This window comes from Streptosporangium sp. NPDC002721, assembly GCF_042888905.1.
GTDB lineage: Bacteria > Actinomycetota > Actinomycetes > Streptosporangiales > Streptosporangiaceae > Streptosporangium.
Genome location: NZ_JBIAQI010000015.1, coordinates 233,188 through 259,814, shown reverse-complemented (window position 1 = coordinate 259,814; position 26,627 = coordinate 233,188). Strand labels below are relative to the sequence as shown.

The window sequence follows — 26,627 nt, the reverse complement described above, 5'->3', positions numbered from 1 at the left end:
GACGGTGTGGGAGAGTAGGTCACCGCCGGACAATCGTTTCACGTAGGGCCCTCACCGTTGGTGGGGGCCTTCGTGCTTTCACGGGCCCTTTTCTGGCGACATTTCGCGAGGGTCCTCGCGATCTTTCGGTTTGTCGGCCGATGTAGATCCTTTTGGGGTCGAAGACGGCTTTCCCGTCTTGTGAGTTTCGTCTTTCGTGGCCTCCGTCTCGGTATGGCCGCCGTGTCTGGGAATCCCGTCCTGTGGAGTTTTATGGGGTGCGGGGTCCGCGTTGTACCAGCCTTTACGGCCCCGTCCGGGACCCGCCCGGGACGTCAGTAGGGTGGATACGTGGACTATCGAGCTGTTGAACAAGCGATCATGCAACGTGGCGTCGAGTGGAACTTCGAGCCCAGCCTCGACAGGATCGCCGCGCTCGTGGATCTGCTCGGCTCTCCGCAGCACTCCTATCCCGTCGTGCACGTGGCCGGTACGAACGGCAAGTCGAGTACGACCCGGATGATCGAAGCACTCCTGCGCGAGCGCAACCTGCGGGTCGGCCGGTTCACCAGCCCTCACCTCGTCTCCATGCGCGAGCGCATCAGCGTGGACGGTGTCCCGCTCAGCGAGGAGCGCTTCGTCGAGGTGTACGAGGACATCGCGCCCTACCTGGAGATGGTCGACGCCCAGGGGCGGCGGCTCTCCTTCTTCGAGACTCTCACCGCGATGGCGTTCGCCGCCTTCGCCGACGCTCCGGTGGACGTCGCGGTCATCGAGACCGGTATGGGGGGCATCACCGACGCCACCAACGTCGCCGACGGTGTCGTGGCGGTCATCACGCCCATCTCCCTCGACCACGTCGAATACCTCGGGCCCGACGTCGAGACGATCGCCGGTGAGAAGGCCGGCATCATCAAGCCCGGGGCGACCGCGGTGCTCGCGCAGCAGGAGCTGCCCGCGGCCTCGGTGCTGATGAGGCAGGCGGCCGACACCGGTGCCACCGTGGCGCGTGAGGGGCTGGAGTTCGGGGTGCTGAGCAGGGAGCTCGCCATCGGCGGGCAGCTGCTCCGGCTCAAGGGGCTCAAGGGGACGTACGAGGATGTCCTGCTCCCCCTGTACGGCGCTCATCAGGCGAGCAACGCCGCCTGCGCGCTGGCCGCTGCGGAGGCGCTGACCGGCGGGGACGAGCCTCTCGACGAGGAGCTGGTGCGGCAGGCGTTCTCGCAGGTGCGCTCGCCCGGCAGGCTCGAGGTGGTTCGCCGGGGGCCCACGGTGGTCGTCGACGCCGCGCACAATCCCGCGGGGATAAGGGCCACCCTGGACGCCGTACAGGAGTCCTTCGACTTCGCGAAGCTCATCGGCGTGGTGGCGGTGTTCGAGGACAAGGACGTCCAGGGCATCCTGGAGCTGCTGGAACCGATGATGGACGAGATCGTGGTGACCAGGAACTCCTCGCCGAGGTCCATGGACGTGGACGATCTCGCCGCGCTGGCCGAGGAGATCTTCGGGCTCGACCGTGTGTACCAGGTCGAGAGGCTGGACAGTGCGATCGACCGGGCGATCGGCCTGGTCGACGCCCTGGGCGAGTTCAGCGGGGCCGGGGTGCTGATCACCGGGTCGGTGGTGACCGCCGGTGACGCCCGGCTCCTGCTCAGGGCGGACGAGGCACAGTGAGCGGGCAAGACGCGGTGGGTGGACGAGACGATGAGCGGACGAGACACGGTACGCGGGCGGAACGGGCCGGGCAGCGGCGACGTGCCGGGCGGGCCGGCCGCGGTGAGTGAACGAAACGCAGTGAGCGGACAAGCCGGGATGAGCCGGCCGGGTACGGCAGGCGGGGCGCGGCCGAGGCGACTCTGGAGGAGCGAAAAATGATCACGGTCACTCCGGGGATGAGGCGTCTCTGCGCCAGCGTGCTCGGCATGGAGGCCATAGTCGTCGGCCTGTTCACGCCGGTCGCGATCAACGTCCAGGGGATCGAACCGGCCGTCGCGGCCACCGTCGGTCTTGGCCTGGCGTTCCTCTGCGTGGTGGTGATCGGCCTGCTCAAACGGCCTTTCGCCTACATCGCGGGGAGCGTGATCCAGGTGCTCGCCATCGCGTCCGGCCTCATGGTCCCGACCATGTATCTCCTCGGTGTGGTCTTCGCCGCGCTGTGGATCACAGCGATATTCGTCGCTCGCCGTGTCGAGGGCGTGACTTCTCGCTAAAGTCGGCCAACATGGCCGTCCCTCCCATCCAACCGACTCGGGCGGTGTCCACCGGGCCCACGGGCCTGGTGCGCGCACTCCGTGTCTCCCTGATGCTCGACGTCGTCCTCGGACTGCTCGTCGCGGTAGTGCTGCCGCTGGCGATCGTCGCCATCCCCAACACCATCTCGGTGGTCGCCGCCCTCCTGCCGCCGGAGATCTCGCAGATAGCGATGATCAGGGCGCACGGGCTGGCGCTTCCCGCGATGGTCCTGACCGTGCCGGTGGCGGCGGTGGCCGTGCACCGGACGAGGGCGGCCCCGATGATGGTCGCGGGGCTGACCCTGCTCGCCCTCGCCGACGCCGCCGGCGGGTACGCCGGGTCGACGGCGCTGGTGGGGGTCCTGCGGGTCCTGCACGGGATCGGTGCGGGCCTGCTGGTACCGGCCACCTTGATGGCCGTGTGGGGGCGTTCGGTGCTCCTGCGGGCCGTGTGGGCGGCGGCGTTGACGGCGAGCCTCCTGGCCGCCCAGGCGCTCGCCCTGTGGCCCCTCGACCAGGTCGACTCCTGGCGCGTCACCCTCCAGCCGTACCCGATGCTCACCGGGGTCGCGCTCGTGCTCGCCGCGCTCTACCTGGTGCTGTGGCTGAAGGAGGGCGAGAGCGGCGGTCCGGCGCGGGTCGTCGCGGAGCGCGGGCGCACGCTGTGGGCGGTCGTGCCCGCCGTGGGGGTCGCGGCCCTCGCCCTGGGCAGCACGTTCGACTGGTCGCCGAGCCTGGTGATCCGTGCGGCGCTGGTGTCCGTCCTCGCCCTGCTGGCCCTGGCCTCGTTCGGCGCCTCCAAGGGGGCCGCCGGCCGGGCGCCCGCGTACGCGATGGTCGCGGTCGGCGTCGTCGCCCTGCCGACCGCCGCGCAGATCACCTACGTGGAACTCGGCGGGCTGGGAGGTCCCGGCCTGTCCGGCCTGTGGCCGGCCTTCGCGATCGCCGCGCTGGTGGGTCTGCTGTCCGCCGTGCCGGCGAACCGGTTGGGGCACGCGGCCATGCCCGTGGTCACCGCGGGAGGGCTCGTGGTGATGGTCGCGGGGCTGTGTGCCGTACGGCTGTTCCTTCCCGCCCCCGGCGGGCTTCCGCTGATCCTTCCGTTCGCGCTGCTCGCGGGTGGAGCCTCGGTGGCGCTCACCGGCGCGCTGCGCTCCTGCGGCGAGGGGGCGGCGCTCATGGCGCTGTCGCTGTTCTTCCCCGCGGTGCTCGTGGGATTCCTGCTGGGCAGCGGCGTCCAGGTCACCCGGCTGGAGGAGGCGACGAGCCCGCAGGCGCTGGTCGACGGGTTCGTGGACGCCCTGCACCTGTGGGCGCTGATCGGGGGCGGCCTGGTGCTCGTGGTGATCGTGCTCGGCGCCGTCCTGGCCCGCTTCCTGCCCGGCGCCTCGGCGGGCGCGCGGGACACCGGGGATACGAGGGTCACCCCGGGCGGTACGGCCGGTGCCTCGCCCGGCGCGGGGTCCGCCTCCGGGCTGGTGCCCTCCCCGGCGGGGGAGGCGGATCTCGCCGGTGGCGCGTGGCCGGCCGCCACGGCATCAGGTCCTCCCAGGAATGCCGGGTCCTCGAAGCCCGCCGGGCAGACCGGGCATCCGGAACGGGACGGGCAGGTGAGACACGCGGTGGTACGGCCGCGCTCCGAGGCCGAGGCCGCGTCACCGCCGCAGGCCCGTCCGGATCCCGAGGCCGGGTCCAGGGCGGAGAGCGAGTCCATGACCGTCACCGGGGGCGGGCACGGGGCGGGTACGGGCGGGTGGCCCAGGCCCCGGCACGAGCCCGACCGCGTTCCCGAACGCGACCCTGAGCCGGAGACGGAGACCGAGCCGGAGAAGGTCGTCGCGCCGCCCGTGGTGGTGCCGCCGCCCGCGCCCTCGCCCGAGGACGGCCCGGGAGGCGGGCCCGCCCTCCAGTGACCTCGCCGACCACGGGGAATCGCGGTCCTCATCGGCCCTAGGAGGGGTCGCAACCGTGAAGGACGGTAAACTTCGCGCGATCACCGCAGTCCGCGACCCATACATGTTCAAAGGAGAACTTCAGTGTCCGAGCGCACCCTTGTCCTGATCAAGCCCGATGGTGTGGCACGTGGCCTCATCGGCGACGTGATCGCCCGTGTCGAGCGCAAGGGTCTGAAGGTCGTGGCGCTGGAGCTGCGCACCCTGGACGTCGACACCGCCAAGACGCACTACGCCGAGCACTCCGAGCGGCCGTTCTTCGGCGAGCTGGTGGACTTCATCACCTCCGGCCCGCTGGTCGCGCTGGTGCTCGAGGGGCCGCGCGCCATCGAGGCCTTCCGCGGTCTCGCCGGCCTCACCGACCCCGTCAAGTCCGCCCCCGGCACCATCCGCGGCGACCACGCCCTGGAGATCGGTGAGAACGTCGTCCACGGCTCCGACTCTCCCGAGTCCGCCGCGAGGGAGATCAAGATCTTCTTCCCGGATCGCTTCTAGGCGCACGCTTTCGCCGCGTTTGCCGGGCCCTGCCGTCCTTGTGGGCGGCGGGGCCCGGTGTGTTCGGCCAACCCAAGATTTTGCTGCGGCAGGCCGCCTCATTGCGCTCAATGGTGGGTACGTCACGTTACGATTCGAGTGCGTTCCGTAGTTTTCGCCGACGACCTGACGGAAGGAGGCCGGCCTTCCCCATGGGCAGCAATCTTGCTTTTCTGGGCCGTGACATGGCGGTCGACCTCGGCACCGCGAACACCCTCGTGTACGTACGGGGCCGCGGGATCGTGCTCAACGAGCCGTCCGTCGTGGCGATCAACACCGCGACGGGGAAGATCGTGGCTGTTGGCATCGAGGCCAAGCGGATGATAGGCCGCACTCCCGGCAACATCGTGGCCATCCGCCCGCTCAAGGACGGCGTGATCGCCGACTTCGACGTCACCGAGCGCATGCTGCGCTATTTCATCCAGCGGGTGCACAAGCGCCGCCACTTCGCCAAGCCGCGCATCATCATCGCCGTCCCGAGCGGGATCACCGGGGTCGAGCAGCGGGCGGTCAAGGAAGCCGGTTACCAGGCGGGCGCGCGCAGGGTCTACATCGTCGAGGAGCCCATGGCCGCCGCGATCGGCGCCGGGCTCCCGGTGCACGAGCCCACCGGCAACATGGTGATCGACATAGGCGGTGGCACCACCGAGGTGGCGATCATCTCGATGGGCGGAGTGGTCACCAGCCAGTCGATCAGGGTGGGCGGCGACGAGCTCGACCAGGCGATCATCGCCTTCGCCAAGAAGGAACACTCGCTCATGCTCGGCGAGCGCACCTCCGAGGAGATCAAGATGGCCATCGGCTCCGCGTGCGTGCTCCCGGAGGAGAGCCACGCCGAGATACGGGGCCGCGACCTGGTCAGCGGCCTGCCCAAGACGATCGTGGTGTCGGCCGCGGAGGTCCGCAAGGCCATCGAGGAGCCGTTGAACGTGATCGTCGACACGGTCAAGACCACGCTCGACAAGTGCCCGCCCGAGCTCTCCGGGGACCTGATGGACCGCGGGATCGCCCTCACCGGGGGCGGGGCGCTCCTCAAGGGCATGGACGAGCGGCTGAAGGCCGAGACCGGTATGCCGATCCACCTCGTCGACAACGCCCTCGACTCCGTCGCGCTCGGCTCGGGCAAGTGCGTCGAGGACTTCGACGCCCTGCAGCAGGTCCTGGTCCCCGAGCCGCGGCACTGATGAAGGACACCCGCCGGGCACGGGTCAACCTGGGGCTGCTGCTGGCCGCCGCGCTCGTGCTCGTGACCATCGACCACCGTTCGGTCACGGAGTCGCCGTTCGGTCCGCTCAGGACGGCCGGCACGACGCTGTTCGGCGCCGCGGAGAGCGCGGGGGCGGGGCTCGTGCGGCCGGTCGGCGAGTTCTTCGAGACGATGGCGGAGGCTCCCTCGGCGCGCGCCCGCATCGAGAGGCTGCGCGCGGAGAACCAGCGGCTCAGGCACGACCTGGCGGCGCAGAGCCTCGACCGGGGGCGCTCCCGGGAGCTTCGCAGGCTGCTCGGGGTCGCGGGGACCGGCGGATACCGGATCCTGCCCACCCAGGTGATCGCCCGGCGCGGCGCCCCGGGGTTCGAGGAGGCCGTCGAGCTCGACGTGGGGCGCGACGACGGGGTGCGCCCGGAGATGACCGTGCTGAACGCCGACGGCCTGGTCGGCAGGGTGGTCCAGGTGGGGCCGTCCACCTCGACGGTGGTCCTGCTCAGCGATCCCGCCTCGGCGGCCGGGGCCCGGCTGGAGGGCAGCAACGAGATCGGGGTGGTGCACGGCGTGGGGGAGAACGGCCGCCTGGTCCGCTTCCGGCTGCTCGACTCGACCGCGCCGATCACGCCGGGCCATCGCATCGTGAGTTTCGGCTCCCAGCGCGGCGCGCCGTACGTGGCGGGAGTGCCGATCGGGGTGGTGGAGCGGGTGGAGGCCACGCCGGGTGAGCTCACCCGCATCGCGTACGCGCGGCCGTCCGCCGATCTCACGGCGCTGGACGTGGTCGGCGTGGTGGTGCGGGCGCCGCACCGCGATCCGCGTGACGCGCTGCTCCCGCCCGGCCCGCGCGAGGCGAAGGCCTCGACGGGCTCGCGTGACGAGGCGGAGGACTCGACGGGCCCGCGCGACGAGGAGGCCACGACGGGCTCGCGGGACGAGGCGGAGGACCCGGCCGGTCCGCGTGAGAGGGAGGTCTCGACGCCTGAGCGGTCGGCGCCGGCCTCGCCCGGTCCCGGCCCGCGCGAGGCGGAGGCTTCTCGCGGCCGGAGAGAGGGGGCCTGACGGGATGGGCCGCACCGCGGCCTTCGTGCTGCTGCTCCTGGGGATCATGGTCGTCCAGGTGACCGTCGTGAACAGGCTGCCACTGCCCGGGCACGCCGCGCCGGATCTGGTGCTGCTCGCCGTGCTGGGGTACGCGCTGGCGCGCGGGGCCGCCGAGGGGGCCGTCATGGGCTTCGCCGCCGGCCTCGTCAGCGACCTGCTGCCGCCGGCGGCGCACCTGCTCGGGCACAACGCGCTCGTGTTCTGCCTCATGGGCTTCCTGGCGGGACGCGCGGTGGAGAGCCGGCCGGGCGCGGCGCCGCTCGCGGCGATGGCCTGCGCGGTCGCCGGTCCCGTGGTGGCCCTGGTGACCGGCGCCCTGGTGGGGGATCCGCGGACCGGGCTGTCCATGCTGACGACGGTGCTGCCGCAGGCGATGGCGTACAACCTGCTGGCCGCGCCGCCCGTGGTGTGGATGGTGCGGCGGGTCGTCCGGGGGCCGGAGCCGCGTCCGGTCCAGGTGCCCCGGCACATCATGCGGAGCCGCCCATGAGGTCACGTACGCGACCTCGTACGCCGTGGGGGTCCGGGAGGGGGTCGGGCGGGTCGTGGGCCGGGGGTTCCGGCCGGGTGCGTGGGGAGGACGGGGTATGGGCCTGATGCGGGGGCGGCTGGTCGTGGTGCAGGTGCTGGTGGTGTCGATGCTGGCGCTGCTCGCCGTACGGCTCTGGCAGGTGCAGGTGGTGCGTGGCACGGAGTACGTGGAGGCCGCTACCGAGACGCGCACGCGTGACGTCGTCGTCCCGGCGGTGCGCGGGCAGATTCTCGACGCGACGGGCCGTCCGCTGGTGCGCAACCGGACCACGCTGGTGGTCTCGGTCGACCGTACGCGCCTGAACCGGATGGCGGGCAACGGCCAGGAGGTGATCCAGAGGCTGGCCGAGGTGCTCGGGCGCCGTCCCACCGAGCTGCGGGAGCGGATCAGGGCGTGCGGGCCCGGGGTGGCCCGTCCCTGCTGGCCGGGGTCGCCGTACCAGCCGATCCCCATCGACGTCGACGTCACCACGCGCGAGGCCCTGCAGATCCTGGAGCGGCAGGAGGAGTTCCCCGGGGTCACGGCCGAGGTGCAGGCCGTGCGGGAGTATCCGCGCAAGGGGGCGGGCGCGCAGGCGCTCGGTTACCTGCAGCCGATCACGCAGGAGGAGCTGGACCGGCGCGACGGGCTCAGGGCGGCGTTCTCCGGGGTCGACCTGGTGGGCAGGGACGGCCTGGAGTCGGTCTACGACGTGCCGCTGCGGGGGACGCCGGGGATGCGGCGGGTGCAGGTCGACCGGCTGGGCAAGGTCATCGGGGTGGAGCGGCACGTGCCGCCGATCCCGGGCGACACGCTCATCACCAGCATCGACGCCAGGGTGCAGACCCTGGCGGAGAAGGCGCTGGCCGAGGCGATGAAGGGCGCGCCCAAGGCCGACGGGGCGGCGGCGGTGGTGCTGGACGCGAGGACGAGCCGGGTGATCGCGCTGGCCAGCGCGCCGACGTACGATCCGGCGGTCTGGAGCGGGGGGATCTCCGAGGCGGAGTACCAGCGCCTGCTGTCGGGCAAGACCGGCAAGCCGCTGGTGTCGCGGGCGATCAAGGGCGAGTTCGCGCCCGGTTCGACGTTCAAGGTTTCGTCGGTGTCGGCGATGCTCAGGGACGGCTACCCGCTGCACGGCAAGTACGACTGCCCGGGGTCCTTCATGGTGGGCGACCGGCCGTTCAACAACTTCCGCGGCATCGGGCTGGGCGTCCTCAACCTGCACATGGCGCTGGTGAAGTCGTGCGACACGATCTTCTACCGGGCGGCGTACGAGCAGTGGCTGCGCGACGGGGGGCTCAATCCCAAGGGCAGGCCGAAAGAGCCGATGGCGACCATGGCGCGCGCCTACGGGTTCGGCCGTCCCACGGGCATCGACCTGCCGGGCGAGTCGCCGGGCAGGATCCCCGACCGGGCGTGGAAGAAGGCGCTCTGGGCGGTGACCAAGGACGACAACTGCAAGCGGGCCAAGTCGGGCTATCCGGAGGTGGCCAAAAGCAGTCCCAGCAGGGCCGCCTTCCTCAAGCGGCTGGCGTACGAGAACTGCCTGGAAGGGTTCCAGTGGCGGCCGGGTGACGCCGCCAACTTCTCCATCGGGCAGGGTGACGTGCTGGTGACGCCGCTGCAGCTGGCGGCGGCGTACGCGGCGCTGGTCGGGGACGGCAGGCTGCGCAGTCCCCGGGTGGGCTGGGCGCTGGTGCGTCCCGACGGCACCAAGGTCAAGGAGATCAAGGTGCCGGTGGTGGGGAAACTGCCGATCACGCGGGAGGAGCGGGCCTACATCAAGGGGGCGCTGAGCGAGGTCGCCTCCGACGGCACCGCGGCGGGGGCCTTCTCGGGGTTCCCCATGGACAAGGTCAAGATCGGTGGGAAGACCGGCACCGCCGAGGTCTACGGCAAGGCCGACACCTCCTGGTTCGCCTCGTTCGCGCCGACGGACAAGCCGCGGTTCGTGATCGTCGCGATGGTGTCGCAGGGCGGGATGGGCGGGCAGACCGCGGCTCCGGCGGTACGGAAGATCTACGAGGGCATCTACGGCTTCAAGCCCGACGGGAAGCCGTCCGCCTCGGTCCTGCCGGAGGGGCGCCCGGCGAGGGCGCTCCCGGTGATCGCCAAGGACGGGACGGTGTCGCGGTGACGACTTCGACGATGCCGATGCCGATGCCGCCGATGTCGACGACGCCGGTGGTGCGGGTTGCGCCCGTGGCCGTGGCCGTGCCGGAGGGGGCGTTCGCGCGGGTGCCCGTGAGCGTGCCCGTCCCGATGTCCGCGACGGGGTTCGCCTCGACGTCCGCGCCGGGGCTCGTGAGGGCGCCGGTGGTGACGTCCGCCGGGGAGGCGGTGTGAACCGGGCGGCCGCGCAGCCGAGGTCGTCCCTGGCGGGCCGGACGGTGGCGGTCGCCTCCACGGTGGGCCGGATGGACGGGCTGATGCTGGTCGCCGTCGCCGCGCTGGCGGTGATCGGCACGATGCTGGTCTGGTCGTCGACCAGGACCTGGGCGGCCGGTTCCACGGGACTGGTCAAGAAGCACATCCTCAACCTCGTCATCGGTTCCGTGCTGGCGGGTACGGCCTCGGTGGTGGACCACCGGTCGCTGCGGGCCTTCACGCCGCTGATCTACGGCGCGACGCTGGTGGGGCTGATCCTGGTGATCACGCCGCTCGGCAGCACCGTGAACGGCGCCCACTCGTGGATCATGCTGGGCGGCGGTTTCGCGTTCCAGCCGTCGGAGTTCGCCAAGCTCGGCCTGGTGCTGATGCTCGCCATGCTGCTGGCCCAGCCCGCCAGGGGCACCGACCGGCCGCGCGGCTTCGACGTCGTGATCGCGCTGGTGGTGTCCATGTTCACCATGGGGCTGGTGATGCTGCAGCCCGACCTGGGCACCACGATGGTCATCGGGGTGATCACGGCGGGCACGATCGTCGTGGCGGGGGTCCGCAAGCGCTGGATCGCCGGGCTCACCCTCAGCGTGGTCGGCGCGGGGGTGGCCGCGTGGTTCCTCGACGTCCTGGAGCCGTACCAGATCGCCCGGTTCACCGCGTTCCTCAACCCGGCCAGCGATCCGCGCGGGGTCGGCTACAACAGCACCCAGTCGCTGATCGCGATCGGGTCGGGGGAGGTGTTCGGCAAGGGGCTGTTCGGGGGTGGCCAGACCACCGGGCGTTTCGTGCCCGAGCAGCACACCGACTTCATCTTCACGGTGGCGGGAGAGGAGTTCGGTTTCCTCGGCTCGGTCACCGTGGTGGCGCTGCTCGGGGTGATCCTGCTGCGCGGGGTGCGGATCGCGCGCGAGTGCGAGGACCGGTTCGGCACGCTGGTGGCCGGTTCGATCGTGTGCTGGCTGGCCTTCCAGTCGTTCGTCAACATCGGGATGACCGTCGGGATCATGCCGATCACCGGTCTTCCGCTGCCGTTCGTCTCCTATGGCGGTACCGCCACCTTCGCCAATATGATCGCCTTCGGCCTGCTCCAGGCGATCCACATGCGCCGGCAGTCGTTCCAGTAGTCGGCTCGGTGCCCGTCTCGCCCTTTTTCCGGCGACGACATGAGAGCGGCCCGCATGTCGCGAATCCCCGATTCTCACTGGCATGGCGTTCGTCAAGCGAACATTCTAGGAACGAAGACGGAAATCGCGATGACGGAGGAGCCGTGATCTCTGAGCTCGCCGAGCGGCAACGGGCACTCGAACTGTTACGGACCGCGTTCCCCGACTACCGGATCGTGTTCAGCAAGGGGCGCTGGGCCGCGGTGTCGGCGGGCAGCCCGCCGGCGGTGTGGTTCGCCGAGACCCCGAGCAGCCTGTGCGGGCAGCTGTTCCAGGCGCAGCTTCGCAACGGCGGCACGGTCGTGCCCTTCCAGGGCGGCGGCGGTTCGTGAGGCGGGCGCCTGGGCACCCTGGGGGGCGCCGATGACCTCGGTCTCACGCGGCGGCGACCGCGCCGCGCTGGCGTACGCGACGATCATCCGCAACCGTACGCTGGCCGGTGTCTCCGGGCCGCCGTCCGCCGCGGTCATCCAGCAGATGGTGGACGAGATCCACGTCCGCTGTCCCCAGCAGACCAGGTTCAAGTGCCGCAGGCTCGCCCACGGGTGGACCGTGGAGGAGGCCATCGACCACTTCCACACCATGTGCGACAGGGAGGGGATCAAGCGGCGCGGGCTCAGCGAGCGCTCCTGGCGGGAGTGGGAGGCGGGGTCGAGGCCCGACCGCGACTACACGGACCTGCTGTGCAGGCTCTTCCAGACCGGTCCGGTGCAGCTCGGCTTCGCCCAGGACTACACCCCCGAGGAGCTGCGCTCGGCGCCGCCCGCGCCGCCGGTCCTCGACATGATCACGGTGGCGGCCGACGAGGCCGGCGCGCACGCCGAGCGGGCCGAGGAGAGCGAGCTGGGCGCCGGGGCGCTGGAGCGGCTGCGCACCCAGGTGATCTGGGTCGGCAGGCGCTACGTGTCCGAGGCCCCGCTGCCGCTCTTCGTGGAGATGCGTGAGCTGCAGGAGCGCACCCGCAGGGCGCTGGAGCGGCGCGTCCACCCCGGGCAGGCCAGGGAGCTGTACTTCCTCACCGGCGCGCTGTGCGGGCTGATGGCCAACGCCAGCATGGACATGGACCGCCGCGTCCCCGCCGACACCCTCGCCCGCGCCGCGTGGACGTACGGCAAGGTGGCCGGGCACGCGGCGCTGATGGGGTGGGCGCGCGGCATGCAGTCGTCGGTGGCGCTGTGGGACCGCCGCCACGGTGACGCGGCCCGTTACGCGGAGGAGGGGCTGACCCATGTCCGCGCGGGTTCGGGAGCCACCCGTCTGCACATGCTCAGGGCCCGCTCGTACGCGCTTCTCGGGCGTCGAGGGGAGGCCTCCGAAGCGCTGCGCGAGGCGGCCGGCGCCCGCGCCGAGGGCGGGGGTGACGAGCTGCACGACGAGATCGCCGGGGAGTTCGCGTTCCGCCCGGCGAAGGAGCACTACTACGCGGCGGTCGCCCAGCTGCAGCTCGGCGCCTCCGCCCCGGCGATCGAGTCGGCGCGCGAGTCGCTGTCCCTGTACGCCTCGGGGGACCCGGAGAACCGCTCCTACGGGTGTGAGGCCATGGCCAGCGCCCATCTGGCGATCGCCCACCTGATGGAGGGCGACACCTCGGGGGCCGAGGGCGCCATGGCGCCGATCCTCGCGCTCCCGCCCGACCGGCGCATCGGCAGCCTGGGCGCCACCCTCGGCGCGAGCCGCGCGCTGCTGGCCTCGCGCCCCGGCGGGGAGCAGATGGCCGGGCAGATCGAGGGTTTCTGCGCCGTGGGCCTGCCGCAGCGGGCCAGACACGCCATCTCGGACGGGAGAAGTGGACGATGACCGTCACCGCGGAGGGCCCGCCCCTCCCGCGCGCCGCCGTGGCGCTCGCCGAGTCGTGCCGGAGGACCGGGCTCGACACCGGGGGCGCGACGCTGATGCGCGATTTCGCCAACGCTGTTTACCACCTGGCGGGCGAGAAGGTCGTGGTGCGGCTGACGGAGGCGACCACGCCCGGCAGGTACGACCGGCTGGTGACCTCGATCAGGGTCACCCGGTGGCTCGCCGAGCAGGGTTTCCCCGCCGTCAGGCCGCTGGAGATCAGGCAGCCGGTCGTCGCGGAGGGCTTCCTGGCGACGTTCTGGCACCACGAGGAGCACATCGGGCCGCCTCCCGGCCCGGTGCCGCTGGGGCCGCTGTTGCGACGGCTGCACGACCTGCCGCCCGTGCCGTTCGACCTGCCGACCCATGATCCGTTCGGCGGGGTGCGCCGGGCGATCGGCGCGAGTGTGGCGCTGGCCGGCGACGATCGCGACTGGCTGCTCGGCCGCTGCGAGGCGCTGGCCGAGGCCTACTACGAGCGGGTGGAGTTCGTCCTGCCGTACGGGCTCGTCCACGCGGACGCCCACCGGGGCAACCTGATCCGCACGCGTGGCGGTTTCCTGCTGTGCGACTGGGACGGGGTGTGCGCGGGGCCCAGGGAGATCGATCTGATCCCGACGCTCCAGGGGGGCAGGTTCGGTCTGACCGAGCGCCAGCGGGCCGATTTCAGCGAGGCCTACGGCTACGACGCGACCGCCTGGGAGGGCTATCCGGTGCTGCGTGACATGCGCGAACTGCAGACTCTCACGGCCGTGCTGCGCAACGCGCACCGCGATCGCACCGCCCGTGAGGAGCTGCGCCACCGGCTCGACTCGCTGCGAGCGGGCGACGACCGCCTGTGGCACCCCCTGTAGGCGGATATTCTTGACGGCATGTCTGTCGAGTCGCTGTTTCCCCGCCTGGAAGTGCTCCTGCCCAAGGTGCAGAAGCCGATCCAGTATGTCGGAGGTGAGCTCAACTCGACCGTCAAGGACTGGGACGAGACCACGGTCCGCTGGGCGCTGATGTATCCGGACGCCTACGAGGTCGGCCTGCCCAACCAGGGCGTCCAGATCCTCTACGAGATCCTCAACGAGCTGCCGGAGACGCTGGCCGAGCGGACCTACGCGGTCTGGCCCGACCTGGAGGCGCTCATGCGCTCCGAGGGCGTGCCCCAGTTCACGGTCGACGCGCACCGGCCCGTACGGGCGTTCGACGTGTTCGGGCTGTCCTTCTCGACCGAGCTCGGCTACACCAACATGCTGACCGCGCTGGATCTGGCGGGCATCCCGCTGGAGGCGGCCGACCGGGGCGAGGACGACCCGATCGTGCTGGCCGGCGGTCACGCGGCGTTCAACCCCGAGCCGATCGCCGACTTCCTCGACGCCGCCGTGCTGGGCGACGGGGAGCAGATCGCCATCGCGATCACCGAGGTCATCCGCGAGTGGAAGGCCGAGGGCTCGCCCGGCGGGCGCGACGGGCTGCTGATGCGGCTGGCCGAGTCCGGCGGGGTCTACGTGCCGAAGTTCTACGACGTCGACTACCACGCCGACGGCCGGATCCAGCGCGTCGCGCCCAACAGGTCGGGCGTGCCGTGGCGGATCCACAAGCACACCGTGATGGACCTGGACGAGTGGCCGTACCCCAAGAAGCCGCTGGTCCCGCTGGCCGAGACCGTGCACGAGCGGTTCAGCGTGGAGATCTTCCGCGGGTGCACCCGGGGGTGCCGGTTCTGCCAGGCCGGCATGATCACCCGTCCGGTGCGCGAGCGCTCGATCACCACGATCGGCGACATGGTCGAGGCGGGCGTCAAGGCGTCCGGTTTCAACGAGGTCGGCCTGCTGTCGCTCTCCTCGGCCGACCACTCCGAGATCGGTGAGGTCGCCAAGGGGCTGGCCGACCGCTACGAGGGCACCAACACCTCCCTGTCGCTGCCCTCGACCCGGGTCGACGCCTTCAACATCGACCTGGCCAACGAGTTCTCCCGTAACGGCCGCCGCTCCGGCCTGACGTTCGCCCCCGAGGGCGGCTCGGAGCGGATGCGCAAGGTGATCAACAAGATGGTCACCGAGGAAGACCTGATCAGGACTGTCACCACCGCGTACACCCAGGGCTGGCGGCAGGTGAAGCTCTACTTCATGTGCGGCCTGCCCACCGAGGAGGACGCCGACGTCCAGGGCATCGCCGACCTGGCCAAGAAGGTCATCAAGGCGGGCCGCGAGGCGACCGGGTCGCGCGACGTGCGCTGCACGGTCTCCATCGGCGGTTTCGTGCCCAAGCCGCACACCCCGTTCCAGTGGGCCGGCCAGGCCGACCACGAGACGGTCGACCGCAGGCTCAAGGCCCTGAAGGACGCCCTGCGCGGCGACAGGGACTACGGCCGCGCGATCGGCCTGCGCTACCACGACGGCAAGCCCTCGATCGTGGAGGGCCTGCTCTCCCGGGGGGACCGCCGGGTCGGGAAGGTCATCCGCGAGGTGTGGGCGGGGGGCGGCCGGTTCGACGGCTGGAGCGAGCACTTCTCCTACCAGCGCTGGATGGACGCCGCCGCGGCCGTCGGCGTCGACGTCGACTGGTACACCACGCGCGAGCGCGAGGAGAACGAGGTCCTGCCCTGGGACCACCTCGACGCCGGTCTCGACCGCGAGTGGCTCTGGCAGGACTGGCAGGACGCGGTCAACGACGTCGAGGTCGAGGACTGCCGCTGGACCCCGTGTTACGACTGCGGCGTCTGCCCCACGATGGGGACCGAGATCCAGATCGGGCCCACCGGGAAGAAGCTGCTACCACTGACGGTTGTCTGAGGTGGGCGGTGCGTGAGCACCGCTTTTCCGGAAACGACGACCACGACTTGGGAAGGACGACACCACCCTGAAACCCGCTCCCGACGGGCCGCCGCCCGCGCCCGTGGTGCAGCGCCTTCGCGTGCGCTACGCCAAGCGCGGCCGCCTGCGCTTCACCAGTCACCGCGACATCACCCGGGCCCTCGAACGGGCGGTCCGGAGAGCCGACGTCCCGGTGGCGTTCAGCGCGGGCTTCTCGCCCCATCCGAAGATCTCCTATGTGGGAGCGGCCGCCCCCACCGGGGTCGCCAGCGAGGCCGAGTACTTCGAGATCAGCGTGACGCGCGAGTGCGATCCCGACCGGCTGCGAGCCGCTCTGGACACCTCGCTGCCGCCCGGTCTCGACGTGCTCGACGTCGTCGAGGCGGGCCCGGCGAGCCTGGCCGACCAGATGGAGTGCTCGGCGTGGGAGCTGCGGCTGCCGGGGGCCGATCCCGCCCTCGCCGGGGCCGCGGCCGAGAAGTTCGTCGCCACGGACCACATCGAGGTAGAACGCCTTACCAAGAAGGGGATGCGACGCTTCGACGCACGTGAAGCGGTGCTGAGCCTTCGGGCATTTGAGGGAACCGAGACAACAGCAGGTCAGGCGTCCAGTCAGCCATGTGTCATACTTCGCATGGTTGTACGGCACGAAACTCCTGCCGTTCGACCCGACGACGTTCTCACTGGACTGCGTCTTGTGGCTGACTTCGCGCCGCCGGTGCCCCCCGAGGTAACCAGGCTGGCGCAGGGCCCGCTGGACGTTCACACCGGTGAGCCCGCCGATCCGTTCGGCCTTGACCGCGACATCACGCGCGGCGGCGAAGCGGAACCGGTGGGCAGGCACGTCGGCGGCGACATATAGGACTTGGCGCCGGGCCCCAGGCCTGGCGGACAGTGAGAGACGAGAGCTCCCGCGCGGCGCGGAGACGCGCCCGGGAGCTGAACGGGAGAGCGCCCGCATGCTCGACAACGAGCCCAACGCCGGGGTTAACGGCCCCGACGGGGATACGACAACAGAAGACACCCGGCCGACGGTGACCCGCCGCAGGGCGGCGAGCCGGCCCGCCGGCCCCCCGCCGGAGGAGCCGGAGCCGGCCCCCGTGGTCACGGCCCCGCCCGTGCCTGCCGCGTCCCCCGTGACGCCCGAGGCTTCCGCGCCGGAGTCGCCGGAGTCACCGGCCGAGGCGCCGGAGCCCGTGGCGGCGGCCCCCAAGCGCGCTGGCAGGCGCAAGGCGGCCGTAGCGGAGGGTGCGACCACCACCACGCGGCGTAGCCGTGCGAAGAAGGCGGTCGCCGAGCCGGTCGAGACGGCGCCCGCCGAGGTCGCCGAGACGGCGCCCGCCGAGACGGCGGCTCCGGAGACACCGGCGCCCGCGGTGGTTCCTCCCGCGGCGCCCGTCGTGCCTGACCCCTTCGCGGTTCCCCAGCCCTTCTCCGAGACCGACGCCGGGCCTGAGCCTCAGGAAGCGCCCGCCGCCCCCGCCAAGCGCACCCGTACACGCAAGAAGGCCGCCCCGCGCGAGGTGGCCCCCGTCGAGGCCGCGGAGATCGAGGAGGCCGAGGAGGAGCTGCTGCCCGCCGAGGAGCCGCTCGACGACGAGCCCGCGGGCGAGGACATCGTCGAGGAGCGGCCCGGGCTGTTCGCCGACCCCTTCGGGCTCGCCGCCCAGGAACGTTCCGAGGTGCCCTCGGTGACCTTCCAGGCGCCCGCCGCGGTGTTCCAGCCGCTGTTCCAGGCCCCCGACCCGCAGCGGGCCGCCCAGCCCGCCGCGCGTCCCGCGCCGGTCCAGCCCGCCGCGCCGGAGCCCGAGCCCGCCGAGACGAAGGCCGAGAAGGCCGAGCTCGCCGAGGAGATCGAGGACGACGACTCCGACGGAGACGACGACGCCAGCGGTCGCCGGCGCCGGCGCCGCAGGGGCGGCCGGGGCCGTGGCAAGGCGCGCGACCTCGACGAGTCCGAGGAGACCGAGGCCGAGCAGGACGACGAGGAGCGGCCCGAGGCCGAGCAGGAGGACGACGACGCCGACAGCGGCAGCTCGCGCCGCCGTCGCCGCAGGCGGCGCAGGGGCACCGACGAGGCCGGCGACGTGCCGGACGACCCGCCGAACACGGTGGTGCGCATCCGCGCGCCCCGTGCCGGGCGCAGCACCTCGGTGGACGAGGTGCAGAGCGTGCGCGGCTCGACCCGCCTGGAGGCCAAGAAGCAGCGCCGCCGCGAGGGCCGCGAGCTCGGCCGCAGGCGTCCGCCGATCATCACCGAGTCGGAGTTCCTGGCCCGCAGGGAGTCCGTCGAGCGCGTGATGGTGGTCCGCCGCACCGGCGGGCGCACCCAGATCGCGGTGCTGGAGGACGGCGTCCTCGTCGAGCACTACGTCAACCGCGAGGCGAGCCAGTCGTACGTGGGCAACGTCTACCTCGGCAAGGTGCAGAACGTCCTGCCGAGCATGGAGGCGGCGTTCGTCGACATCGGCAAGGGCCGCAACGCGGTGCTGTACGCCGGTGAGGTGAACTTCGACACCGCCGGGCTGGAGGGACAGCCCAAGCGGATCGAGGTGGCGCTGAAGTCGGGCCAGTCGGTGCTGGTGCAGGTCACCAAGGACCCCATGGGCCACAAGGGCGCCCGCCTGACGAGCCAGATCAGCCTGCCGGGCCGCTACCTGGTCTACGTGCCCGACGGCTCGATGACCGGCATCAGCCGCAAGCTCCCCGACAAGGAGCGGACCCGTCTCAAGAGCATCCTGAAGAAGGTCATGCCGGAGAACGCGGGGGTCATCGTCCGTACGGCCGCGGAGGGCGCGTCGGAGGACGAGCTGGCCCGCGACGTGGCCCGGCTGTCGGCGCAGTGGGAGAACATCCAGCGCAAGGCCAAGTCGGCCAGCGCGCCCGAGCTGCTCTCCTCCGAGCCCGACCTGACCGTCCGGGTGGTCCGTGACGTCTTCAACGAGGACTTCGCCTCGCTGGTCGTCGCGGGCGACGTGTGGGAGACGGTCGACGAGTACGTCCGCTACGTCGCCCCGCACCTGGCCGACCGGCTCAGCAGGTGGGAGGAGGGCGGCGACGTCTTCGCCGCCTACCGGATCGACGAGCAGATCGCCAAGGCGATGGAGCGCAAGGTCTGGCTGCCCAGCGGCGGCTCGCTGGTGATCGACAGGACCGAGGCCATGACCGTGGTCGACGTCAACACCGGCAAGTTCACCGGCCAGGGCGGCAACCTGGAGGAGACCGTCACCCGCAACAACCTGGAGGCGGCCGAGGAGATCGTCCGCCAGCTCAGGTTGCGCGACATCGGCGGCATCATCGTGATCGACTTCATCGACATGGTGCTGGAGAACAACCGCGACCTGGTGCTGCGGCGGCTGCTGGAGTGCCTGGCCCGCGATCGTACCAAGCACCAGGTGGCCGAGGTGACCTCCCTGGGCCTGGTCCAGATGACGCGCAAGCGGGTCGGCCAGGGCCTCCTGGAGGCCTTCTCCACCACCTGCGAGTGCTGCAACGGCCGGGGCCTGCACGTCTCGTCCGAGCCGGTGGAGGGCAAGCCCGAGCCGCGCGGCACCCAGGGCAAGATGGCCGTGGAGAAGGCCGTCGCGGAGAAGCTCGGCAAGGACGGTAACCACGCTGTGGCGGCCGGTGACCAGTCGGGCCGTGATACGGTGACCGATGCGCTTGACGGAGTCCAGCACGAGGACGGTCAGGCAGCACAGGCTTCTGGCCGGGGGCGGAGACGCTCCCGCAAGGCCAGGCCGGCCGACTAGACCCCCGTCCCGCACAGGGACGGGGCCGAAGGCCGGCACCCCCGACGTTCCGCCCGGTTCGACCAGGACACCGTCAATCCGGTACTCTGGTGAACCGGTGCGCTCATGGCGCGCCCTGTTCGCGCGCCTACCCGGTACGTCATCAATGACCACAGCCGGATGCGGGGCGCAGCATCCAGCGAGCAAGCAGTCAGAAGAAGGGTTCCGCGGTGTACGCGATCGTTCGTTGCGGCGGCAGGCAGCAGAAGGTCTCCGTCGGTGACGTCCTTGAAGTGGACAAGGTCGCCGGCGAGGTCGGTTCCACGGTTTCGCTGCCGACGGTCCTCGTCGTCAACGACGGCGACGTGACCACCGAGGCGGGCAAGTTCACGGTTGCCGCCGAGATTCTCGGTGAGACCAAGGGTCCGAAGATCCGGATTCTGAAGTACAAGAACAAGTCGGGGTACAAGAAGCGCCAGGGTCACCGCCAGCGGTACACCCAGGTGAAGATCACCGGCATCGACCAGGCCTGAGTTTCGGGAGTTTTGCGAGATGGCACACAAGAAGGGCGCGTCGTCCACTCGGAACGGCCGCGACTCCAACGCCCAGCGGCTCGGTGTGAAGCGCTTCGGCGGTCAGCTGGTCAACGCCGGCGAGATCATCGTCCGTCAGCGCGGCACCCACTTCCACCCCGGCGACAACGTCGGCCGTGGCAGTGACGACACGCTGTTCGCGCTGAGCGCCGGCCACGTTCTGTTCGGTGTCAAGCGTGGGCGCCGCGCGGTGAGCATCGTCCCGGTCGCGGAGTAGATTCGCGCCGACAGACGTTGACGGCAGGGGTGGATCGCATTCAGCGGTCCACCCCTGTTCGCGTTTTCGACAGAGGTTCCCGCAGAGGTTCCCTCGGATAGAGGTAGGAAAGTAGACATGCCGGACTTTGTGGACCAGGTGGTCCTGCACATCAAGGCCGGTGACGGGGGAAACGGCTGTGCCTCTGTCCATCGGGAGAAGTTCAAGCCGCTGGGGGGCCCGGACGGGGGCAACGGTGGCCGGGGCGGTGACGTGATCCTGGAGGTCGACGCCAACACGGCGACCCTCCTGGAGTACCACCGCCGCCCGCACCGCAAGGCCGACAACGGCAAGCAGGGGCAGGGCGCCAACCGCGACGGCGCCAACGGCGGCGACATCATCATCCCGGTGCCCGACGGCACCGTGGTCAAGAACGCCGACACCGGCGAGGTCCTGATCGACCTGATCGGCGCGGGCACCCGCTACGTGATCGCCGAGGGCGGTCACGGCGGGCTCGGCAACGCCGCCCTGGCCTCCGCCAAGCGCAAGGCCCCCGGCTTCGCGCTGCTCGGCGAGCCCGGCGACGAGATCGACGTCATGCTGGAGATGAAGAGCGTCGCCGACGTGGCGCTCGTCGGCTTCCCCAGCGCGGGCAAGTCCTCTCTGATCGCGGCGCTCTCGGCGGCCCGCCCGAAGATCGCCGACTACCCGTTCACCACCCTGGTCCCCAACCTGGGGGTGGTCACCGCGGGAGAGACCATCTTCACTGTCGCCGACGTGCCCGGCCTCATCCCCGGCGCCTCGCAGGGCAAGGGCCTGGGGCACGAGTTCCTGCGCCACGTCGAGCGCTGCAACACCCTCGTGCACGTGATCGACTGCGCCACGATGGAGCCGGGCCGCGACCCGATCAGCGACTACGAGGCCATCGAGGCCGAGCTGGCGGCGTACGGCAAGCTGGAGGACCGGCCGCGCCTGGCGGTGCTCAACAAGTCCGACGTGCCCGACGCCCGCGAGCTGGCCGAGATCGTGGGGCCGATGCTCAAGGAGCGGGGCCTGCGGGTCTTCTCGATCTCCGCGGCCACCCACGAGGGGCTCAAGGAGCTGACGTACGCCATGGGGGAGATGGTCGCCGCCGCCAGGGCCGCCGCTCCCGTCCTGGAGCCGACCCGCCTGGTCATCAGGCCCAAGCAGCACGGCGACACGGGATTCGCCGTCCGCAGGGTCGACGAGCGCACCTTCCAGGTCACCGGGGTCAAGCCGGAGCGGTGGATCCGCCAGACCGACTTCACCAACGACGAGGCCGTGGGCTACCTGGCCGACCGGCTGGAGCGGCTCGGCGTCGAGGAGGAGCTCACCAAGGCCGGGGCGAAGGCCGGGGCCGAGGTGATCATCGGTTCCATGGAGAACGGCTACATCTTCGACTGGCAGCCGACGCTCAACGCCGAGGCCGTGCGCCAGGGGCCGCGCGGCTCGGACAACCGGCTCGGTTAGCGGGAGCCCGGCGGGCCTGTGAGAGCGAGTCTGTGAGAGTGAGCCTGTGAGAACGGATCTGTGAGAGCGGGTTCGTGTGAACGGGTCCGTGCGAGCGGATCCGGGCGACTCGGGTTCCCGTCCGGGGGTCCGGACGGGCGGCTCGGATAACCTGACCTTCCAAGTGATCATCTTTGAGAGGTGCGTGTCGTGGACTCTGCGCGCGAACGGATCCGTACGGCTTCGCGCCTCGTCGTGAAGGTGGGTTCGTCCTCGCTCACCACCCCGCAGGGGATGATCGACGTCGACCGGGTGGACGCCCTGGTCGACGTGCTCGGCGCCAGGCGGAAGGCGGGCACCCAGATCGTGCTCGTCTCCTCGGGCGCGATCGCGGCGGGCCTCGGCCCGCTGGGCCTGCCCGCCAGGCCGCGCGACCTCGCCACCCAGCAGGCCGCCGCCTCTGTCGGCCAGGGCGTGCTGGTGGCCCGCTACACCTCCTCCTTCGCCCGCTACGGCCTGCGGGTCGGCCAGGTGCTGCTCACCGCCGACGACATGATGCGCCGCTCGCACCACGTCAACGCCGAGCGCACGCTGGCCCGGCTGCTGGAGCTGGGCATCGTCCCGGTGGTCAACGAGAACGACACCGTGGCCACCGACGAGATCCGCTTCGGCGACAACGACCGGCTCGCCGCGCTGGTCGCCCACCTGACCCGGGCCGACGCGCTGGTGCTGCTGTCGGACGTGGACGCCCTCTACGACGGAGATCCCCGCCGTCCCGGCGCCCGCAGGCTCGCCGACGTACGCGGGCCCGAGGACCTCGTCGGGGTCGAGCTCGGCAAGGGGGGCGCGGTCGGCACCGGAGGCATGATCACCAAGGTCCAGGCCGCCAAGATCGCCACAGGGGCGGGGGTTCCCGTGGTGCTGACCGCCGCCGCGCACGCCGCCCAGGCCCTCGCGGGAACCGACGTCGGCACCTACTTCCACCCCGGCGGACGCCACCCCGGCACCCGCCTGCTCTGGCTGGCCCACGCCACCACCGGCCGGGGCCGTCTCCACCTCGACTCCGGCGCCGTCGAGGCGGTGGTGAGCCGCCGCAAGTCGCTGCTGCCGGCAGGGGTCACCTCCGTCGAGGGGGAGTTCGCGGCGGGCGACCCGGTGGACCTGTGCGGGCCGCTCGGCCGGGTGGTCGCGCGCGGCCTGGTCAACTTCGACGCGGGGGAGATCCCCGGGCTGCTCGGACGCTCCACCCGGGAGCTGGCCGCCAGCCTGGGGCCCGAGTACGAGCGAGAGCTGATCCACCGCGACGACATCGTCATACTGGAATCCCACAACTAGTTCTTTTGGAGCGCGAGATGTCCGAGGACTTCCTGAAGGTTGCCCTGGCGGCGAAAGAGGCCGCCGCCGAGCTGGCCCCGCTGCCGAGGGCGCCGAAGGACGCCGCGCTCCGCGTGATGGCCGACGCGCTCGTGGCCGCCTCCGCCGAGATCGTCGCGGCCAACGCGCTCGACGTCGAACGGGCCAGGGCGAGCGGGATCTCCGAGTACATGATCGACCGCCTCCGTCTCGACGAGGCCAGGATCGAGGCGATCGCCGAGGCGGTCCGCCAGGTCGCCGACCTTCCTGACCCCGTCGGCGAGGTGATCAGGGGCAACACGCTGCCCAACGGCCTGGAGCTACGCCAGCTGCGGGTCCCGCTCGGCGTGATCGGCATCATCTACGAGGGCCGTCCCAACGTGACCGTGGACGCCGCGGCGCTCTGCCTCAAGAGCGGCAACGCCACCCTGCTGCGCGGCTCCTCCAGCGCGTACGAGTCCAACACCGTCCTGGTCAGGGTGATGCAGGAGGCGCTGGCGGGCACGCAGGTGCCCGCGGGGGCCGTCCAGCTGGTCCCCGGGCAGAGCCGCGACTCGGTCAAGGAGCTCATGCGGGCCCGCGGCCTGGTCGACGTGCTGATCCCGCGCGGCGGCGCCTCGCTGATCAACTCGGTGGTGGAGGAGTCCACCGTGCCGGTGATCGAGACCGGCGTGGGCAACTGCCACGTCTACGTCGACGCCGACGCCGACCAGGACCTCGCGATCCAGATCCTGATCAACTCCAAGGTCCAGCGGCCCTCGGTGTGCAACTCCGCCGAGACGCTCCTGGTGCACGCGGCCGTGGCCGACTCCTTCGTGCCGCGCGCGCTGGCCGCGCTGGCCGCGGAGGGCGTCACGGTGCACGGCGACGCGCGCGTCGCGGCGTACGGCGACGTGGTGCCCGCAGGGGAGGAGGACTTCCGGGTGGAGTACCTCTCGCTGGACATCGCCGCCGCCGTGGTCGACTCGCTGGAGGACGCGGTGGCGCACATCAGGAAGTACGGCTCGGCCCACACCGACGCGATCGTGACGCGCTCGGTGAGCGCCTCCCGCAGGTTCGTCGCGCTGGTCGACTCCGCGGCCGTGGCGGTCAACGCCTCGACCAGGTTCACCGACGGCGGGGAGTTCGGCTTCGGCGCGGAGATCGGCATCTCCACCCAGAAGCTGCACGCGCGCGGTCCCATGGGCCTGCCGGAGCTGACCTCCACCAAGTGGGTCTACACCGGCGAGGGTCATCTGCGTACGGCCGAGGGCACGGTCCTCGCCTCGCCCGAGGCGGCCGGCCGCTAGTCCCGCCGGAGTGTCCCGGGCTCCCGGATCTTTCGGGGAGTCCGGCGTGCCGTCGGGAAAACGTCACACTCGCCCGCTATGGTGTGGTCTCCTATGGCTGGAGAGCAGGGAAGCGAGCGGGAGTGAGCGACCCGATAGGCGCAGCGGTCCCTGACCCATGTGGCCGACGCAGGAGGTCACGTGGGTCGTCTCGGGCGGGTCGGTCCCTACACGTTGCTGGAACGTCTCGGCCGTGGGGGAATGGGCGAGGTCTACCTCGCCTCCAGCCGCCGGGGTGACAACGTCGCGCTCAAGGTGCTCCACGACGTCCACGACGCCGGCTCCGAGGCCCGGGTGCGCCTGGAGCGGGAGGTCCGCGCCCTGCGCAGGGTCGAGAGCCCCTACGTCGCCCGCGTCGTCGACGCCGACCTCGACGGCGACCGGCCCTACCTGGTCATGGAGCACATCGAGGGGGACACCCTCCTGGAGCGGGTGCGCCGCGACGGCCCCCTGAGGGACGGTGCCCTGCTCAGCGTCGCGCAGGGGCTCGCCGTCGCCCTGTCGATCATCCACGCGGCCGGGGTCGTGCACCGCGACCTCAAGCCGGCCAACGTGGTGGTCAGCGGGGACGACGAGCCCGTCCTGATCGACTTCGGCATCGCCCACGTCCTGGACGCCACCCGGCTCACCCTGACCGGCACCTTCCTGGGCACCCCCGGCTACGCCGCCCCCGAGCTGTTCGCCGACGAGCACGTGGGCGAGCCCGCCGACGTGCACGCCTGGGCGGCCACCGTGGCCTTCGCCGCGACCGGCCGCCCCACCTTCGGCGGGGGCACCGTCGAGGCGCAGATGTACGCGATCCTCAACGGCCAGGCCGACCTCGAGGGCGTCCCGGCCGCCCTGCTGCCCCTGGTGCGCGCCGCCCTCCATCGTGAGCCCGCCAAACGCCCGACCGCCGCGCTCCTCACCGGTCGCCTGGGGCGGCTGGCCCGCGTGATCCCGTCCGAGGCGGGGGCGGCCCGGAAGCCGTCCGCTCCCAAGGGGGAGAAGCCCGGCACGGCGAGGTCCGGGGCCAAGGGCGAGGATCCCGCCAGGGGCGGCAGGGCGGCGAGGGCGGAGAGCGGCAGGGGCAGGCCGCCCGTCCCGGCGGACGGCGCGGTGCGCCCGTCCCGGCTCCCGTCCGGTGCCGACGGCACGCCACGCGGCGGGCGGGCGGTGCCCGCCGCCGAGGCGGCCCGTGCGGCGCGGACCGGCGTGGCGAACAACCCGGTGGCGGGTGAGGCGGCCAGGGGCGGGCGCGCGGCCTCCGCGGTAGGCGAGGCGGCCCGCGGCGGCCGGTCGGCTTCCACGACCGGTGAGACGCCTCGCGGGGGGCGTACGGCCGCCTCGAACGGTGACACGCCCCGTGGGGGGCGTACGGCTTCCACGACCGGTGACACGCCTCGCGGGGGACGGGTGGCTGCCGCGACCGGTGAGACGTCCAGGGCCGGCCGGGTCCCCGCGCCCGCCGAGACGTCGCGCGGCGGGCGTCCGGCCGCCGCGGCCAGGACCGTCCGGCGCCAGGCGGGTAAGGGCAGGGGCGGCGCGGCCGGGAAGCTCCGGGAGGGGGGCAGGGCGGGGCCGCTGCCCGCGGGCAACGCGGCGCTGCTCCTGCTGGCCGTCCTGGCCGTCCCGTGCGTCGTGGCCACGGCCATCTGGCCGCCTGCCACCTTCGCCGTCACCGGGTTGTTCGCCACGCTGGCCCGCGCGCTGTGGGCCGGTCACTGGATGGTCAGGAAGCGCAAGTCGGCCAGGACCCGGGCGGCCCTGCGGGTGCTGGGCTTCCCGCTGACCTTCGCCGTCTCGCTGCTGACCGCCCTGGTGTGGCCCGGACTGCCGGCGGCGGCCCTCGCGGGTTCCGCGCTCTGGCTCACCCTCGGCGGCTCGCTGCCCCCCGACTGGTGGGCGCACCCGGCCCCGGTCGCCGTCGCCGGCGTCGTGTTCGGCGTCGTCTGCGGCGGCATCCTCGGCCGGGAGATCGAGCGGATCGGCGCCGAGCTCGTCGAGCTCCGCAAGGAGGGCCTGCGCGCGCTGGCCGTGCTGGGCGGGTTCGTCGCCCTGTGCTCCGCCGCCGTACGCGCGATCGCCCTCCTCGTGTAGGGGGTTCGACCCGGGGGCGTCGCAGGAGAACCCCTGTCCGGCGAGGAGCCCGATCGGGGAGGTGTTCGCCGTGCCGTGCGAAACGGTCCGGCCACGCTCGCCCCGGCGATGATCGCCCGGATTCTCAGGGACCCTGTTCGTGCGGTGTTGAATGCAAAAGGGCCCGGGAACAGT

General features: G+C 71.8%; 22 protein-coding genes. All 22 read left to right on the top strand.

All coding sequences use genetic code 11. The features are described from left to right. The first annotated feature begins 360 nt into the window (after nucleotides 1–360). Nucleotides 361–1,653, top strand: coding sequence for a bifunctional folylpolyglutamate synthase/dihydrofolate synthase (locus ACFYWM_RS23260; protein ID WP_389917528.1), 1,293 nt, complete (start codon nucleotides 361–363; stop codon nucleotides 1,651–1,653). A gap of 197 nt (nucleotides 1,654–1,850) precedes the next feature. Next, entirely contained in the window at nucleotides 1,851–2,189 is a 339-nt protein-coding gene (locus ACFYWM_RS23255) for a DUF4233 domain-containing protein (protein WP_389917527.1), read from the top strand. Between the two features lie 11 nt (nucleotides 2,190–2,200). After that, a complete protein-coding gene (locus ACFYWM_RS23250) occupies nucleotides 2,201–4,123 on the top strand; it encodes a hypothetical protein (RefSeq protein ID WP_389917526.1) in 1,923 nt (640 codons plus the stop codon). Between the two features lie 123 nt (nucleotides 4,124–4,246). Continuing rightward, a complete protein-coding gene (gene ndk / locus ACFYWM_RS23245; protein ID WP_389917525.1) occupies nucleotides 4,247–4,657 on the top strand; it encodes a nucleoside-diphosphate kinase in 411 nt (136 codons plus the stop codon). Nucleotides 4,658–4,848: 191 nt separating this feature from the next. After that, complete coding sequence (locus ACFYWM_RS23240) at nucleotides 4,849–5,880, top strand: rod shape-determining protein (protein WP_389917524.1); 1,032 nt, start codon at nucleotides 4,849–4,851, stop codon at nucleotides 5,878–5,880. Then, nucleotides 5,880–6,962, top strand: a complete 1,083-nt coding sequence (mreC, locus tag ACFYWM_RS23235; protein ID WP_389917523.1) for a rod shape-determining protein MreC — start codon at nucleotides 5,880–5,882, stop codon at nucleotides 6,960–6,962. The genes ACFYWM_RS23240 and mreC overlap by 1 nt, the downstream gene beginning before the upstream one ends. A gap of 4 nt (nucleotides 6,963–6,966) precedes the next feature. Then, nucleotides 6,967–7,494, top strand: a complete 528-nt coding sequence (mreD, locus tag ACFYWM_RS23230) for a rod shape-determining protein MreD (RefSeq protein WP_389917522.1) — start codon at nucleotides 6,967–6,969, stop codon at nucleotides 7,492–7,494. 97 nt (nucleotides 7,495–7,591) lie between these two features. Next, nucleotides 7,592–9,655: a penicillin-binding protein 2 gene (gene mrdA, locus ACFYWM_RS23225; protein ID WP_389917521.1), complete on the top strand. Its 2,064-nt coding sequence runs from the start codon at nucleotides 7,592–7,594 to the stop codon at nucleotides 9,653–9,655. Next, on the top strand, nucleotides 9,652–9,864 hold the full coding sequence (locus tag ACFYWM_RS23220) for a hypothetical protein (protein ID WP_389917520.1): 213 nt from the start codon (nucleotides 9,652–9,654) through the stop codon (nucleotides 9,862–9,864). Before mrdA ends, ACFYWM_RS23220 begins: the two co-directional genes overlap by 4 nt. Further along, complete coding sequence (gene rodA / locus ACFYWM_RS23215) at nucleotides 9,861–11,024, top strand: rod shape-determining protein RodA (protein ID WP_389917519.1); 1,164 nt, start codon at nucleotides 9,861–9,863, stop codon at nucleotides 11,022–11,024. Before ACFYWM_RS23220 ends, rodA begins: the two co-directional genes overlap by 4 nt. A gap of 143 nt (nucleotides 11,025–11,167) precedes the next feature. Continuing rightward, on the top strand, nucleotides 11,168–11,395 hold the full coding sequence (locus ACFYWM_RS23210) for a hypothetical protein (protein WP_389917518.1): 228 nt from the start codon (nucleotides 11,168–11,170) through the stop codon (nucleotides 11,393–11,395). A gap of 31 nt (nucleotides 11,396–11,426) precedes the next feature. Further along, the gene (locus ACFYWM_RS23205; protein ID WP_389917517.1) at nucleotides 11,427–12,860 is read left to right on the top strand and encodes a hypothetical protein; all 1,434 of its coding nucleotides are present in this window, start codon (nucleotides 11,427–11,429) and stop codon (nucleotides 12,858–12,860) included. Beyond that, the gene (locus ACFYWM_RS23200) at nucleotides 12,857–13,753 is read left to right on the top strand and encodes a phosphotransferase family protein (RefSeq protein WP_389917516.1); all 897 of its coding nucleotides are present in this window, start codon (nucleotides 12,857–12,859) and stop codon (nucleotides 13,751–13,753) included. The genes ACFYWM_RS23205 and ACFYWM_RS23200 overlap by 4 nt, the downstream gene beginning before the upstream one ends. Before the next feature lie 18 nt (nucleotides 13,754–13,771). Beyond that, the gene (locus ACFYWM_RS23195) at nucleotides 13,772–15,682 is read left to right on the top strand and encodes a TIGR03960 family B12-binding radical SAM protein (RefSeq protein WP_389917515.1); all 1,911 of its coding nucleotides are present in this window, start codon (nucleotides 13,772–13,774) and stop codon (nucleotides 15,680–15,682) included. A 121-nt stretch (nucleotides 15,683–15,803) separates the two neighbouring features. Further along, entirely contained in the window at nucleotides 15,804–16,565 is a 762-nt protein-coding gene (locus ACFYWM_RS23190) for a TIGR03936 family radical SAM-associated protein (RefSeq protein ID WP_389917514.1), read from the top strand. A gap of 97 nt (nucleotides 16,566–16,662) precedes the next feature. After that, nucleotides 16,663–19,455, top strand: coding sequence for an Rne/Rng family ribonuclease (locus tag ACFYWM_RS23185; protein ID WP_389917513.1), 2,793 nt, complete (start codon nucleotides 16,663–16,665; stop codon nucleotides 19,453–19,455). Nucleotides 19,456–19,664: 209 nt separating this feature from the next. Next, entirely contained in the window at nucleotides 19,665–19,967 is a 303-nt protein-coding gene (rplU, locus tag ACFYWM_RS23180) for a 50S ribosomal protein L21 (protein ID WP_030924785.1), read from the top strand. Between the two features lie 19 nt (nucleotides 19,968–19,986). After that, nucleotides 19,987–20,244 (top strand): 50S ribosomal protein L27, encoded by a 258-nt coding sequence (gene rpmA / locus ACFYWM_RS23175; RefSeq protein WP_389917512.1) that lies wholly within the window; start codon nucleotides 19,987–19,989, stop codon nucleotides 20,242–20,244. Nucleotides 20,245–20,361: 117 nt separating this feature from the next. Further along, complete coding sequence (gene obgE, locus ACFYWM_RS23170; RefSeq protein WP_389917511.1) at nucleotides 20,362–21,714, top strand: GTPase ObgE; 1,353 nt, start codon at nucleotides 20,362–20,364, stop codon at nucleotides 21,712–21,714. A 189-nt stretch (nucleotides 21,715–21,903) separates the two neighbouring features. Continuing rightward, nucleotides 21,904–23,028 carry a glutamate 5-kinase gene (gene proB, locus ACFYWM_RS23165; RefSeq protein WP_389917510.1) on the top strand — a complete coding sequence of 375 codons (1,125 nt, stop codon included), beginning with the start codon at nucleotides 21,904–21,906 and terminating at the stop codon, nucleotides 23,026–23,028. Between the two features lie 17 nt (nucleotides 23,029–23,045). Next, entirely contained in the window at nucleotides 23,046–24,335 is a 1,290-nt protein-coding gene (locus tag ACFYWM_RS23160) for a glutamate-5-semialdehyde dehydrogenase (RefSeq protein WP_389917509.1), read from the top strand. A 180-nt stretch (nucleotides 24,336–24,515) separates the two neighbouring features. Continuing rightward, nucleotides 24,516–26,453: a protein kinase gene (locus ACFYWM_RS23155; protein WP_389917508.1), complete on the top strand. Its 1,938-nt coding sequence runs from the start codon at nucleotides 24,516–24,518 to the stop codon at nucleotides 26,451–26,453. Nucleotides 26,454–26,627: the final 174 nt, after the last annotated feature.

What these genes read in the sequence shown, in the direction of transcription:
- mreC (WP_389917523.1), top strand. Translation starts at nt 5,880, where the DNA reads ATGAAGGACACCCGCCGGGCACGGGTCAACCTGGGGCTGCTGCTGGCC.
- rpmA (WP_389917512.1), top strand. Translation starts at nt 19,987, where the DNA reads ATGGCACACAAGAAGGGCGCGTCGTCCACTCGGAACGGCCGCGACTCC.
- mreD (WP_389917522.1), top strand. Translation starts at nt 6,967, where the DNA reads ATGGGCCGCACCGCGGCCTTCGTGCTGCTGCTCCTGGGGATCATGGTC.
- ACFYWM_RS23250 (WP_389917526.1), top strand. Translation starts at nt 2,201, where the DNA reads ATGGCCGTCCCTCCCATCCAACCGACTCGGGCGGTGTCCACCGGGCCC.
- obgE (WP_389917511.1), top strand. Translation starts at nt 20,362, where the DNA reads ATGCCGGACTTTGTGGACCAGGTGGTCCTGCACATCAAGGCCGGTGAC.
- ACFYWM_RS23160 (WP_389917509.1), top strand. Translation starts at nt 23,046, where the DNA reads ATGTCCGAGGACTTCCTGAAGGTTGCCCTGGCGGCGAAAGAGGCCGCC.
- ACFYWM_RS23260 (WP_389917528.1), top strand. Translation starts at nt 361, where the DNA reads ATGCAACGTGGCGTCGAGTGGAACTTCGAGCCCAGCCTCGACAGGATC.
- ACFYWM_RS23200 (WP_389917516.1), top strand. Translation starts at nt 12,857, where the DNA reads ATGACCGTCACCGCGGAGGGCCCGCCCCTCCCGCGCGCCGCCGTGGCG.
- ACFYWM_RS23240 (WP_389917524.1), top strand. Translation starts at nt 4,849, where the DNA reads ATGGGCAGCAATCTTGCTTTTCTGGGCCGTGACATGGCGGTCGACCTC.
- ACFYWM_RS23185 (WP_389917513.1), top strand. Translation starts at nt 16,663, where the DNA reads ATGCTCGACAACGAGCCCAACGCCGGGGTTAACGGCCCCGACGGGGAT.
- ACFYWM_RS23205 (WP_389917517.1), top strand. Translation starts at nt 11,427, where the DNA reads ATGACCTCGGTCTCACGCGGCGGCGACCGCGCCGCGCTGGCGTACGCG.
- ACFYWM_RS23195 (WP_389917515.1), top strand. Translation starts at nt 13,772, where the DNA reads ATGTCTGTCGAGTCGCTGTTTCCCCGCCTGGAAGTGCTCCTGCCCAAG.
- mrdA (WP_389917521.1), top strand. Translation starts at nt 7,592, where the DNA reads ATGGGCCTGATGCGGGGGCGGCTGGTCGTGGTGCAGGTGCTGGTGGTG.
- ACFYWM_RS23255 (WP_389917527.1), top strand. Translation starts at nt 1,851, where the DNA reads ATGATCACGGTCACTCCGGGGATGAGGCGTCTCTGCGCCAGCGTGCTC.